Raw genomic sequence first — 12,680 nt, forward strand, 5'->3', positions numbered from 1 at the left:
CAAGAGCGTTTTGCTTACTTTTGCGCTTTTCAAAAGTGAGCCGCCGTCAGGGCGGAACCCTAAGCGGCCATTGCCGCAGGAATGGATATGTACACAATCCAGCTGTGTTGACTGTCAGGCCGCCATCGCAGGCAAGCCAGCTCCCACATTCAGATCGTGGGGGGGGCAGGTGGGTAGGCGTCGGCTGTCAGGCCGTCACGGGAGCAAGCTTCCTCGCCACAGGTCCAGTGCCGTACCAAAATTGTGTAGATAGCTGTGGCCAACGCGAGCACATCTGCATTCTGTGCACTGCACATCAAAAGCCTTGATAAAAGCGCGCAGCCGCTCAGCTATACTCCCCTCCATTTGAACGGCCCTCGAGGAATTACTGTGAAGAATTGGACCCTGCGCCAAAGGATTTTGGCGAGCTTTGCGGTAATTATCGCGATCATGCTGCTGATGGTCGTGGTCTCGTATTCGCGCCTGCTGAAAATCGAAATCAGCGAAAACTCAGTGCGGGACGATGCAGTGCCCGGGGTGTTTTTCAGCTCCATGATTCGCAGCGCCTGGGTCGACAGCTACCTGCAGACCCAGGAGTTGGTCGGGATCCACGAGAACCAGGGCATTTCCGAAACCGACAAACAGGACTACAAGTCTTTCGAGGCTCGGCTTGAGCAACATATGGCCAGCTACGCAGGGACGATCAATATCACCCAGGATCGCACCGAATTCGATGCCTTCGAAAAACTGCACCAGAGCTACAACCAGATTCTCGCCCAGGTCTTGGCGGCCCATCAGAGCAATAACGCCGCCGAAGCACTGAGGTTGTTCAACGAGCAACTGACCCCCGCCTGGACCGCAGGCCGCATGAAGCTCAATGACATTATCAACGAAAACAAGCAGGTCGCCGACAACGCCACCGCCGCCATCGATGATGCGGTAGCGGCCGCGAAGATCAGCATGGGCGTCTCGCTGTTGCTGGCGATTCTCGCCGCCGCGCTGTGTGGCCTGTTGCTGATGCGCGCGATCATGGCGCCGATGCAGCGCATCGTTCAAATCCTCGAAGTCATGCGCACCGGCGACCTGAGCAAGCGCCTGAATCTGGAGCGCAAGGATGAATTCAACGCGGTTGAAACCGGCTTCAACGACATGATGACCGAGCTGACTGCTCTGGTGTCCCAGGCGCAGCGTTCATCGGTACAGGTCACTACCTCGGTCACCGAAATTGCCGCGACCTCCAAGCAGCAACAGGCGACCGCTACCGAAACAGCGGCCACGACCACAGAAATCGGCGCCACTTCCCGCGAAATTGCCGCCACGTCCAAGGACTTGGTCCGCACCATGACCGAGGTGTCTACCGCCGCCGACCAGGCCTCGGTGGCTGCCGGTTCTGGCCAGCAGGGCCTGGCCCGCATGGAAGAAACCATGCACTCGGTGATGGGCGCCGCCGACCTGGTCAACGCCAAGCTGGCGATCCTCAATGAGAAGGCCGGCAACATCAACCAGGTGGTAGTCACCATCGTCAAGGTGGCCGACCAGACCAACCTGTTGTCCCTCAATGCTGCGATCGAGGCTGAGAAAGCCGGTGAGTACGGGCGCGGCTTTGCCGTGGTTGCCACCGAAGTGCGCCGCCTGGCCGACCAGACCGCTGTGGCGACCTACGACATTGAGCAGATGGTGCGTGAGATCCAGTCGGCGGTGTCGGCAGGGGTGATGGGCATGGACAAATTCTCCGAGGAGGTGCGCCGCGGCATGTCTGAGGTGCAGCAAGTGGGCGAGCAACTGTCGCAGATCATCCATCAGGTACAGGCCCTGGCGCCGCGGGTGCTGATGGTCAACGAAGGCATGCAGGCCCAGGCCACCGGTGCCGAGCAGATCAACCACGCGCTGGTGCAATTGGGCGATGCCAGCAGCCAGACCGTCGAATCCCTGCGCCAGGCCAGCTTTGCCATTGATGAACTGAGCCAGGTTGCGGTCGGTCTGCGCAGCGGCGTCTCGCGTTTCAAAGTCTGATGAGCGAACTCGCGGCTAAACGCGGTGCCGTCCCGGCAGCGAAAAAGGCGTTGTTTCTGGTGTTTCGCATCGGCAACGAACGCTTTGCCCTCAAGGCTACGGAAGTGGCCGAGGTGCTGCCGCGCCTGGCGCTCAAACCTATCGCCCAAGCGCCCTTGTGGGTGGCGGGTATCTTCGCCCATCGTGGGGTGCTGGTGCCGGTCATCGACTTGAGCGCCCTGACGTTCGGCACTTCGGCCCAGGCGCGTACCAGCACGCGCCTGGTGCTGGTCAATTACCAGCCGCAGCCCTGGAGTGAGGCGCGTTGGCTGGGGCTGATTTTGGAACAGGCCACCGACACCCTGCGTTGCGACCCCGCCGAATTCCAGCCCTATGGCCTGGACAACCGGCAGGCGCCGTACCTGGGGCCGGTGCGTGAAGATGCCCAGGGCTTGATGCAGTGGATTGGCGTTGCGGATCTGTTGACCGCGCCAGTGCGCGCCTTGCTGTTTTCCGCCGAGTTGAGCCTATGAGCAATGACCCGCGGTTTTTCGCGTTTTTGAAAGAACGCATCGGCCTGGACGTCGCTTCGGTGGGCGAGGCGATTATCGAACGCGCGGTGCGCCAGCGCTGCCAGTCGTCCCAGTCGCAGTCGGCGGAGGCTTACTGGCAACACCTGCAAACCTCCCATGACGAGCAGCAGGCGCTGATCGAAGCGGTGATCGTCCCCGAGACCTGGTTTTTCCGCTATCCCGAATCCTTTGCAACCCTGGCTCGCCTGGCCCAGGCACGCTTGGCCGAGATCAACCAGATGCGCGCCCTGCGTATTCTCAGCCTGCCGTGTTCGACCGGCGAAGAACCCTATTCGATTGCCATGGCCTTGCTCGATGCGGGGTTGGCGCCCCACCAGTTCAAAGTGCAGGGCATGGATGTCAGCCCGCTGTCGGTGGAGCGCGCGCGGCGGGGCGTGTACGGCAAGAACTCGTTTCGCGGCGCCGACCTTGAGTTTCGTGACCGCCACTTCACTGAAGACGCAGGTAATTACCGCATCGCCGACCGGGTGCGCGAACAAGTGCGCCTGCAAGTCGGCAACTTGCTGGACCCGGCACTGCTGGCGAATGAGCCAACCTACGATTTTGTGTTCTGCCGCAACTTGCTGATCTACTTCGACCAGCCGACCCAGAAACAGGTCTTTGATGTGCTCAAGGCATTGACTCACGTAGACGGTGTGCTGTTTATCGGCCCGGCCGAGGGCAGCCTGCTGGGGCGTCACGGCATGCGCTCCATCGGTGTGCCGCAGTCCTTTGCCTTCAGTCGGCATGTAGAACCGGCCCCGCCGGTTGCACCTGTGGTCAAACCGACGCCCGCGCCGCTACCGCAGCGCAGGGCGGCGCCGATACCGCTCAAGCCGCGGCCGTTCAGCACCGTCAGCCCCAACGTGCCACCGGTCAAAGTGGTGACTACCGATGCCGGGGATTTGCTCAGCCAGATCGCAACCCTGGCCAACGAGGGCAAAAGTGCCGAGGCCCGAGCGGCCTGCGAACGGTATTTGAGCAGTCACCCGCCGGCCGCCCAGGTGTTTTACTGGTTGGGGCTGCTCAGCGATGTGGCTGGCAGTGCCCTGGAGGCCCAAGGGTATTACCGAAAAGCCCTGTATCTGGAACCGCAGCATCCCCAGGCCCTGATGCACCTGGCCGCGTTGCTCGAGTCCCAGGGTGACAGTGCCGGCGCGCGCCGTCTTCAGGCACGCGCCGCCCGTAGCGAGCGAGCTGACAGTGAGTCCAAACGATGAGTAGCCCTGACGCGCTCGACACCGCAGGCCTGGACCTGACGCTGACCGATACCCAAGCCATTGACGACTGTTGGAACCGCATCGGTATTCATGGCGACAAGTCCTGCCCGTTGTTGGCCGAGCATATCCACTGCCGCAATTGCTCGGTGTATTCCGCCGCCGCCACACGCCTGCTCGACCGCTACGCACTGCAACAGGACGACCATCATGCGCAGGCAACTGCCGAAGCGGATAACGAGGTGGTCACCCGTTCGCTGTTGATGTTCCGCCTCGGCGAAGAATGGCTCGGTATCGCCATCCGTTGCCTGGTGGAAGTGGCGCCGTTGCAGCCGATCCACTCGCTGCCGCACCAGCGTTCCCGAGCGCTGCTGGGCGTGGCCAACGTACGCGGGGCGCTGGTGGCGTGCCTGTCACTGGTGGAACTGTTGGGCCTGGACAGCACCAGTGCCGGCGCCAGCGGCGGGCGGATCATGCCGCGCATGCTGATCATCGCTGCCCAGGACGGCCCGGTCGTGGTGCCGGTGGATGAAGTAGACGGCATCCATGCCATCGATGAGCGCACCTTGAAGGCCGCATCGGTGTCCGGCACCCAGGCCAGCGCACGCTACACCCAAGGCGTGTTGCAGTGGAAAGGCCGCAGCCTGCGTTGGCTGGACGAAGCGCAATTGTTGTCCGCCGTGACCCGGAGCCTCGCATGACCCCCGACCAGATGCGCGATGCCTCGCTGTTGGAACTGTTCAGCCTGGAGGCTGATGCGCAGACCCAAGTGTTGAGCGCGGGCCTGCTGGCGCTGGAACGCAACCCGACCCAGGCCGACCAGCTCGAAGCCTGCATGCGCGCCGCGCATTCACTTAAAGGGGCGGCGCGGATTGTCGGTGTGGATGCCGGCGTCAGCGTGGCCCACGTCATGGAAGATTGCCTGGTGAGTGCCCAGGAAGGCCGCTTGTACCTGCAACCTAAACATATCGACGCGTTGCTGCAAGGCACCGACCTGCTGATGCGAATCGCCACGCCGGGCAATGACGTGGGGCCGGCGGATATCGAGGCGTACGTAGCGCTGATGGAGCGCTTGCTTGATCCCTCGCAGCCGATTGCCACGCCCGTGCCAAATCCCGAGCCCATCCCCGCGCCGCGGGTTGACGCATTGCTGCTGGAGCCCGAGCTGGAGCCCGCGCCGGTCAGCAGTGAAGCGCCGCGCCAGAACAAACGCATGACCGAAGGCGGCGAGCGCGTGCTGCGGGTGACGGCTGAGCGCTTGAACAGTCTGTTGGACTTGTCCAGCAAATCCCTGGTGGAAACCCAGCGGCTCAAGCCGTACCTGGCCAGCCTGCAACGCCTCAAGCGCATTCAAAGTAACAGCTTGCGCGCGCTGGATGCCCTGGACGGCCAGCTCAAGTCGCTGGATCTGAACCTGGAAGCCCAGGAGGCCCTGGCCGATACCCGTCGCCTGCTGAGTGAAGCCCAGGCCCTGCTGGCGGAAAAAAACGCCGAGCTGGATGAGTTCGGCTGGCAGGCCGGCCAGCGCGCCCAGGTGCTCTACGACACCGCATTGGCCTGCCGCATGCGACCGTTTGCCGATGTGCTGGCCGGGCAGGTGCGCATGGTGCGTGACTTAGGTCGCAGCCTGGGCAAGCAAGTGCGCCTGGAGATTGAGGGCGAAAAGACCCAGGTCGACCGGGATGTGCTGGAAAAACTCGAAGCGCCGCTCACCCATCTATTACGCAATGCGGTCGATCACGGCATCGAAACCCCTGAGCAACGCGTGCTGGCGGGCAAGCCGGCGGAAGGCTTGATTCGCCTGCGTGCGTCCCATCAGGCCGGGTTGTTGGTGCTGGAATTGAGCGATGACGGCAACGGTGTCGACCTCGAGCGCCTGCGCGGCACCATCGTCGACCGCCATCTGTCGCCGGTTGAAACGGCCCTGCGTCTGAGTGAAGAGGAACTGCTCACGTTCCTCTTCTTGCCAGGGTTCAGCCTGCGCGACAAAGTCACCGAAGTGTCCGGGCGCGGGGTCGGCCTGGACGCGGTGCAACATATGGTTCGTCAACTGCGCGGCGCGGTGGTGCTGGAGCAGACGGCGGGGCAGGGCAGCCGCTTCCATCTTGAGGTGCCGTTGACCCTGTCGGTGGTGCGCAGCCTGGTGGTGGAAGTCGGCGAAGAAGCCTATGCCTTTCCCCTGGCGCATATCGAACGCATGTGCGACCTGGCGTCCGACGACATCGTGCAGTTGGAAGGCCGCCAGCACTTCTGGCATGAGGGCCGGCACGTCGGCCTGGTTGCCGCCAGCCAGTTGCTGCAGCGCCCGCCGGGGCAGAGCCCGTCAGATACCTTGAAGGTGGTGGTGATCCGCGAGCGCGATGCCGTGTACGGGATTGCCGTGGAGCGTTTTATCGGCGAGCGCACCCTGGTGGTGTTGCCGCTGGATGATCGCCTGGGCAAAGTCCAGGACATTTCCGCCGGGGCCTTGCTCGATGACGGCTCGGTGGTGTTGATCGTCGATGTCGAAGACATGCTGCGTTCGGTGGATAAATTGCTCAACACCGGTCGCCTGGAGCGCATTGCCCGGCGCAGCCAGCAGGCCACCGAAGCGCCGCGCAAGCGTGTGCTGGTGGTGGACGACTCACTGACGGTGCGCGAGCTGCAACGCAAATTATTACTCAATCGTGGTTATGAAGTCGCTGTTGCGGTCGATGGCATGGATGGCTGGAACGCATTGCGCTCCGAGGACTTCGACCTGCTTATCACTGATATTGATATGCCTCGCATGGACGGTATTGAATTGGTCACACTTTTGCGCCGTGACAGTCGCCTGCAATCGTTGCCGGTGATGGTGGTTTCCTACAAGGATCGTGAAGAAGACCGCCGCCGTGGCCTCGACGCCGGGGCCGACTATTATCTAGCCAAAGCCAGTTTCCATGACGACGCCTTGCTCGACGCCGTGGTTGAACTGATTGGAGGCGCCCGGGCATGAGGATTGCGATCGTCAATGACATGCCCCTGGCGGTGGAGGCCTTGCGCCGCGCCCTGAGTTACGAGCCCGCCCACGAGGTGGTATGGGTGGCCAGCAATGGCCTGGAAGCGGTACAGCGTTGCGCCGAGCTGACCCCGGACCTGATCCTGATGGACCTGATCATGCCGGTGATGGATGGGGTGGAGGCCACCCGGCAGATCATGGCCGACACGCCTTGCCCGATTGTGATCGTCACTGTCGACCGCCAGGCCAACGTCAGCCGCGTATTCGAAGCCATGGGCCACGGCGCCCTGGATGTGGTGGACACCCCGGCACTGGGCGTTGGCAACCCCAAGGATGCGGCCGCGCCCCTGCTGCGCAAGATCCTCAATATTGGTTGGCTGATCGGCCAGCGCGGCACGCGGGTGCGTGCCGAAACCCCGCCGCAGCGGGTCACCGGCAAGCGTCAACGGCTGGTGGCCATTGGTTCTTCGGCTGGTGGGCCGGCGGCACTGGAAGTTCTGCTCAAGGGTTTGCCCCGGGATTTTCCCGCCGCCATCGTGCTGGTACAGCATGTGGACCAGGTCTTCGCCGCCGGCATGGCCGAGTGGCTGAGCAGCGCTTCCGGCCTGCCGGTGCGCCTAGCCTGTGAGGGCGAGCCGCCTCAACCCGGCGTGGTATTGCTGGCCGGAACCAACCACCATATTCGCTTGTTGAAAAATGGCACGCTAGCCTATACCGCAGAGCCGGTGAACGAGATTTACCGGCCCTCCATCGACGTGTTTTTCGAAAGCGTCGCCAGTTACTGGAACGGTGACGCCGTTGGCGTCTTGCTCACCGGCATGGGGCGCGACGGCGCCCAGGGCCTCAAGCTGATGCGTGAACAAGGATATTTGACCATCGCCCAGGACCAACAGAGCTCGGCGGTGTATGGCATGCCCAAAGCGGCGGCGGCGATTGATGCTGCTGTTGAAATTCGCCCACTGGATAGAATTGCGCCCCGATTGCTGGAGGTCTTTGCAAAATGAACAAAAATCTCCCGCCGTGCTGGCTTGCAGGTAGTAATTCAGGTGATTGCACATGAATGATTTACAGCTCGACGACTTCAAGACCGACGAAAACGCCGCCATGGTGCTGCTGGTCGACGACCAGGCCATGATCGGTGAAGCCGTGCGGCGTGGCCTGGCCCATGAAGAGAACATCGACTTCCACTTTTGCGCCGACCCGCACCAGGCGATTGCCCAGGCGATCCGCATCAAGCCCACGGTGATCCTGCAAGACCTGGTGATGCCGGGCCTGGACGGCCTGACCCTGGTGCGTGAGTACCGCAATCACCCGGCCACCGCGAATATCCCGATCATCGTGCTGTCCACCAAAGAGGACCCACTGATCAAAAGCGCGGCCTTTGCGGCCGGGGCCAACGATTATCTGGTCAAGCTGCCGGACAACATCGAATTGGTGGCGCGCATCCGCTATCACTCGCGCTCCTACATGACGCTGTTGCAGCGCGACGCGGCCTACCGCGCGTTGCGGGTCAGCCAGCAACAGTTGCTGGACACCAACCTGGTGCTGCAACGCCTGATGAACTCCGACGGCCTGACCGGGCTGTCCAACCGCCGCCACTTCGACGAATACCTGGAGCTGGAATGGCGCCGCGCCATGCGCGACCAGACCCAACTCTCGTTGCTGATGATCGATGTGGATTTCTTCAAGACCTACAACGACAGCTTCGGCCATGTCGAGGGCGACGAAGCCTTGCGCAAAGTCGCCGCCACCATTCGCGATGCTAGCAGCCGCCCTTCGGACTTGCCGGCGCGCTACGGTGGCGAAGAGTTCGCACTGGTCCTGCCCAACACCTCGCCGGGCGGCGCACGCCTGGTCGCGGAAAAACTGCGCATGGCGGTGTCGGCGTTGAAAATCCCGCACATCGCCCCGGCTGAAGGTGCCAGCCTGACCATCAGTATCGGGCTGTCGACGTTGACGCCTGTCCAGGGTACGGACTGCCGGCAGCTGATCATGGCGGCGGACAAGGGGTTGTACACGGCCAAGAACAATGGGCGTAATCAGGTGGGCATCGAATAAATTCGAGACCAGCGCAAAGCCAAGTGGAGAGGGCGCGAATCTCTCCCACATTGGATCTTCGAGGCTGAGTATGAAATCACTATGGTTAAGAGGCTGAAGAATAAAGCGCCATTGTCAGTGCTGTGTTGATAATGGCGCTTGTGATTAATCTGCTTTAAAACCAGTTTTGTCGTTGGCGGATCGCCACTCTTTAACTTCTTTTACTACAAATTCAGGTCCATCTTTTTCAGGCTCCGGATAAAATATTAGATCTGAACCAGAAGGGTGTTCCGTTAACGCTTCAAATTTTAAAATTGCATCGGTGTGCTCTTTTTCTGTGGCGTAGTCGTCGTTATAGATTTTTACAACCAAGTTTAAAAACTCACGCTCCGTCATCTCGCTAATTAATGTGCCCATTTTTAGGAGCCTCTGTGAATGTCGATATGCTTTTTTGGCGTTAGAATCACGATATTGTCGATGCCGTATACTTCACCGTCAGTAGACACATATTTTTTATGATGAAGCTCAAACCGTATCCGTTTACCCACTGCTTCACTTTTTTTAACAATCGGCGAACGTCCATTTTTCATGGTGGCTAACTCACTAGGTGCAAAATGCTGAGCCAACTCTGAATCTGTAGACACTGCTTTCCAGAAAGCCTCACGAAATGCCTTGAAATTTTTAAACTGCTGGCCTCTCAACTGATCAGCGATTTGCGATGGAATGGGTGCGCCGTCGTCTGTGGTCGCTGCTCCAAGCCAGTTGCCAAACACAGGTTGGCCCATCCCGGTAGCAACTCCCGGATCCTCCCGCCATCCCTGAACATCACATAGATAGGAGGCAACCCGGAATCTATAGGGAATACGGTTATAAAGTCATCAAAACGTGACTCACGGACTCCTGGAAACGAATCAACTCTGCCAGCAACCGGCGTCACCGTAGCTCCAACGTAAACGGGCGGTTCAGGCTGGTCAACGGGCAGAGTTGTTGAGCTATCCCCGGGGGCAACGATAGGTGTCCAGACCAACGTCCTGGGTGGGACGTCACTTGTCGTGACGGTGTACACCTTCCGCGCTGGATCGTAGGTCGCGGCAACCACCTTGACCTTGGAAGGCACGCTTGTACCGTCGGCAATGACCACAAACACTTCGGAGCGTCCATCCTCCGCCGTCTTTGAACTCATTCGCACTGGCAGGTCGATTGTGCCATTGAGTGCGGTGGTGAGCGTTGACTCGTTGACGTCTGGCAAAAACGTTGAAACCGGGGTACCGAGTGCGTAACGCTCCGCCAGTTCTCCGTTTGCAAGCTTGGGTGAATAGACCAGAGCTGAAACACCGACAAGTAAGCCGCCTGCCGTGCTTGCGACCAACTCCGTCAATGCGGCCACTGCTGACCGAATGGCAGCTTGCAGCGTGATGGTAATCCCTTCTGCTGTAGCGATAGTCCCGACTGAGGTCATGACTATCGCTTGAGTCGCAGAAGCAGTGCCCGACAGTCGATAGGTATTGGCTACTCGTACCGCTTCAATACGCGCTTGGGCCGTTGCTACCTGCTGCGCACGTTCTGCGAGGTCGCTGATTGCATTGGAGGCGTTGGCAAGAAACCGCGCGGACTCTGACTTCAGCACAAAATCATGATGGCTGAGCCATCTCACCCCAAGAGCGGTATTCTGCTGTAGATAAATAAGCTGTTTGAGTCCCTCAAGCTCGGGTTTGCTCAGTGGCGGTGTAACCCGTGGGTTGGCTGCGGGATAGTAAATCATCAACCCGTTCCGGTTTATGGCTAACGGTGGGTCAATAGGTTTGATCGCTGCCATCGTTTCTTCGATCATTTTGTCCAGCGTGTTTTTGTAAAGCATGAGGGTCTGGCCGGGTGTCAATCCAACGACCGAACCGGCAAGAGAGGCGAGTTCCACCTGCAAATATTCCGGCAGCAACTGCACTTGAATTTCCAACTCATCTGCAATGACCTTCAGATACTCATTGTGTAAATTTGCCCAGCCAGGATCCTGTTCGGCTAAATTGGCCTCCAGCGTTTGCCGGGCCTTTGCCAACCCTGAAAGTTTTTTAGTCAGAATGTCTATGGAGAGCGAGAGAGCCTTGAGTTCTTGTGCGGCCCTCCAGACGTTGTCGTAAAGTGTGTAGGCATCGCCCAGATTTTTTATCGGGTCAGAAGAGGCAAGCGTTTCACGTAGCTTTGTATAAGTTAAGTTTTCCATCAGGTAAAAAGGGCTTTGATCATAGAGCCCATAGATGAGTGGCGCAGTACTGGCGTATTTGGATTTTTTCGCGTCGATGATTTCAAATGCGATTTTTTGATCGAGAATGGCTGAGGCTGTCTCTGTGAGTGCCTGTGAAGCTTTCGCGGCTTGCTGTTTCTCTGCGAGTTCGCGTTCAGTGTCAGTAGTGAGGGTTGCGAACCGTGCGCTGTACTCCGCGTCAATCAAGGATTGATTGTACTTTTGCTCTCCAATGAAATCGGCGGTGGTGCTAGGGAAGTCAAACTGCTTGAAGCGGCTACGGTCTCCTTCACCCCGACGTGGCCCTTCTTGAAGGCCCCAGCCATCTCCACTTCCTACGTAGCCTCCGCCTTCACCACCCCAATAAGTGTTTCGTCTCCCTGCGGTAATTATCGTCGGCTTGAGTTCTAAAGGTTGTCCTGGCTGCCACCCTTGTTGTGCCATAGGGCCTCTCCATTTTTATGAGAGTGATCGTTAGAGTTTGTGCGTCCTGAAGAAAAAAACTCAGGCGCTTTGATCAAACTTATTTGAGAGGGAAGAAAGAAAAAACTGATGGCGTTTTGATTTGATTTTATGCGTGTAGGAGACTGTGTAAGACGGTTCTGAAACTGATGTATTTATATTCTTGTATGTTTATCACTTGAGTCTTGGGATGATTTGGCTAGAAACCTAATTGTTTGTTTTTATTGGAGTGGGTTGGTTTGTGGTCTTTTAGGCAGGCTCTGATTTGGATTTTCAAATTATTTGTATAAACAGATGAACGGTCTGGTTTTAGCGAGTAGTAGGTCGGGTTTTCTAACGCGCGGCATCGTCAATCTATAGGAAATGCTCTGATGGTCGCGTATCCGTCACCGAAGCAAGCGTGACGAGAGGGAAGCGCTGTCTTGGCAGAATCGACCAAGCGGGCTGCCGTTTCCAGCCGTTTGCCGTTATACTCGCCGGCTTTCAAAAGTTCGCCAACGAGTGCTGCCCGCCATGGAAATCAACCCGATCCTTAACACCATCAAGGACCTGTCCGAGCGCTCCGAAACTATTCGGGGGTATCTTTGACTACGATCAAAAGCATGAGCGTCTGACCGAGGTCAATCGCGAGCTTGAAGATCCGAGTGTCTGGAACAAACCTGAATACGCCCAGGAACTGGGGCGCGAGCGCGCTGCGCTGGCACAGATTGTCGATACCCTCGACGAACTGAACACCGGCCTGGGTGATTGCCGCGACCTGCTGGACATGGCCGTCGAAGAAAACGACGAAGGCGCAGTGGGCGATGTTGTCGCCGAGCTGGCCCGTCTCGAGGAAAACCTCGCCAAGCTTGAATTCCGCCGCATGTTCAGCCACGAAATGGACCCGAACAACGCCTACCTGGATATCCAGGCCGGTTCCGGTGGCACCGAAGCCCAGGACTGGGCCAACATCCTGCTGCGCATGTACCTGCGCTGGGCCGACAAGCGCGGTTTCGACGCGACCATCATGGAACTGTCCGCCGGTGAAGTGGCCGGTATCAAGGGTGCGACCGTACACATCAAGGGCGAATACGCCTTTGGCTGGCTGCGCACCGAGATCGGCGTGCACCGCCTGGTGCGCAAGAGCCCGTTCGACTCCGGCAACCGTCGCCACACCTCATTCTCTGCGGTGTTCGTCTCGCCAGAGATCGACGACAAAGTGGAAA

The 12,680-nt window shown here is 59.1% G+C and carries 10 protein-coding genes and 1 pseudogene; 8 read left to right on the forward strand and 3 right to left on the reverse strand.

The genetic code is table 11. The annotated features are described in order from the left end of the window. The first annotated feature begins 369 nt into the window (after window positions 1-369). The 7 genes from APH41_RS05050 to APH41_RS05080 are packed head-to-tail and all read left to right on the forward strand — an operon-like array spanning window position 370 to window position 8,795. Entirely contained in the window at window positions 370-1,992 is a 1,623-nt protein-coding gene (locus tag APH41_RS05050; RefSeq protein WP_014717193.1) for a methyl-accepting chemotaxis protein, read from the forward strand. Then, window positions 1,992-2,504: a chemotaxis protein CheW gene (locus APH41_RS05055; protein ID WP_034126504.1), complete on the forward strand. Its 513-nt coding sequence runs from the start codon at window positions 1,992-1,994 to the stop codon at window positions 2,502-2,504. The genes APH41_RS05050 and APH41_RS05055 overlap by 1 nt, the downstream gene beginning before the upstream one ends. Continuing rightward, the gene (locus APH41_RS05060; protein WP_054917811.1) at window positions 2,501-3,763 is read left to right on the forward strand and encodes a protein-glutamate O-methyltransferase CheR; all 1,263 of its coding nucleotides are present in this window, start codon (window positions 2,501-2,503) and stop codon (window positions 3,761-3,763) included. The genes APH41_RS05055 and APH41_RS05060 overlap by 4 nt, the downstream gene beginning before the upstream one ends. Then, complete coding sequence (locus tag APH41_RS05065) at window positions 3,760-4,461, forward strand: chemotaxis protein CheW (protein WP_054917812.1); 702 nt, start codon at window positions 3,760-3,762, stop codon at window positions 4,459-4,461. Before APH41_RS05060 ends, APH41_RS05065 begins: the two co-directional genes overlap by 4 nt. Continuing rightward, complete coding sequence (locus APH41_RS05070; RefSeq protein ID WP_054917813.1) at window positions 4,458-6,734, forward strand: hybrid sensor histidine kinase/response regulator; 2,277 nt, start codon at window positions 4,458-4,460, stop codon at window positions 6,732-6,734. The genes APH41_RS05065 and APH41_RS05070 overlap by 4 nt, the downstream gene beginning before the upstream one ends. Then, window positions 6,731-7,741 (forward strand): chemotaxis response regulator protein-glutamate methylesterase, encoded by a 1,011-nt coding sequence (locus tag APH41_RS05075; protein ID WP_034126508.1) that lies wholly within the window; start codon window positions 6,731-6,733, stop codon window positions 7,739-7,741. Before APH41_RS05070 ends, APH41_RS05075 begins: the two co-directional genes overlap by 4 nt. Window positions 7,742-7,793: 52 nt before the next feature. Further along, entirely contained in the window at window positions 7,794-8,795 is a 1,002-nt protein-coding gene (locus APH41_RS05080) for a PleD family two-component system response regulator (protein WP_054917814.1), read from the forward strand. Between the two features lie 144 nt (window positions 8,796-8,939). Here APH41_RS05080 and APH41_RS05085 read toward each other — a convergent pair whose 3' ends face one another. Genes APH41_RS05085 through APH41_RS05090 form a run of 3 tightly spaced genes read right to left on the reverse strand, consistent with a single transcriptional unit; the run spans window position 8,940 to window position 11,457 of the window. Then, window positions 8,940-9,191 carry a bacteriocin immunity protein gene (locus tag APH41_RS05085; protein ID WP_054917816.1) on the reverse strand — a complete coding sequence of 84 codons (252 nt, stop codon included), beginning with the start codon at window positions 9,189-9,191 and terminating at the stop codon, window positions 8,940-8,942. Between the two features lie 2 nt (window positions 9,192-9,193). After that, window positions 9,194-9,559 (reverse strand): hypothetical protein, encoded by a 366-nt coding sequence (locus APH41_RS29305; RefSeq protein ID WP_256220124.1) that lies wholly within the window; start codon window positions 9,557-9,559, stop codon window positions 9,194-9,196. Then, complete coding sequence (locus APH41_RS05090) at window positions 9,472-11,457, reverse strand: S-type pyocin domain-containing protein (RefSeq protein WP_054917819.1); 1,986 nt, start codon at window positions 11,455-11,457, stop codon at window positions 9,472-9,474. The genes APH41_RS29305 and APH41_RS05090 overlap by 88 nt, the downstream gene beginning before the upstream one ends. A gap of 531 nt (window positions 11,458-11,988) precedes the next feature. On the opposite strand from APH41_RS05090, the pseudogene APH41_RS05100 reads away from it, so the two are divergent. Further along, window positions 11,989-12,680: pseudogene (locus APH41_RS05100) on the forward strand (PCRF domain-containing protein); the annotation flags it as partial.

The sequence above is a fragment of the Pseudomonas sp. NBRC 111138 genome, from assembly GCF_001320835.1.
Taxonomy (GTDB): domain Bacteria; phylum Pseudomonadota; class Gammaproteobacteria; order Pseudomonadales; family Pseudomonadaceae; genus Aquipseudomonas; species Aquipseudomonas paracarnis.

What these genes read in the sequence shown, in the direction of transcription:
- APH41_RS05060 (WP_054917811.1), top strand. Translation starts at nt 2,501, where the DNA reads ATGAGCAATGACCCGCGGTTTTTCGCGTTTTTGAAAGAACGCATCGGC.
- APH41_RS05085 (WP_054917816.1), bottom strand. Translation starts at nt 9,191, where the DNA reads ATGGGCACATTAATTAGCGAGATGACGGAGCGTGAGTTTTTAAACTTG.
- APH41_RS29305 (WP_256220124.1), bottom strand. Translation starts at nt 9,559, where the DNA reads ATGGGCCAACCTGTGTTTGGCAACTGGCTTGGAGCAGCGACCACAGAC.
- APH41_RS05075 (WP_034126508.1), top strand. Translation starts at nt 6,731, where the DNA reads ATGAGGATTGCGATCGTCAATGACATGCCCCTGGCGGTGGAGGCCTTG.
- APH41_RS05065 (WP_054917812.1), top strand. Translation starts at nt 3,760, where the DNA reads ATGAGTAGCCCTGACGCGCTCGACACCGCAGGCCTGGACCTGACGCTG.
- APH41_RS05070 (WP_054917813.1), top strand. Translation starts at nt 4,458, where the DNA reads ATGACCCCCGACCAGATGCGCGATGCCTCGCTGTTGGAACTGTTCAGC.
- APH41_RS05080 (WP_054917814.1), top strand. Translation starts at nt 7,794, where the DNA reads ATGAATGATTTACAGCTCGACGACTTCAAGACCGACGAAAACGCCGCC.
- APH41_RS05055 (WP_034126504.1), top strand. Translation starts at nt 1,992, where the DNA reads ATGAGCGAACTCGCGGCTAAACGCGGTGCCGTCCCGGCAGCGAAAAAG.
- APH41_RS05090 (WP_054917819.1), bottom strand. Translation starts at nt 11,457, where the DNA reads ATGGCACAACAAGGGTGGCAGCCAGGACAACCTTTAGAACTCAAGCCG.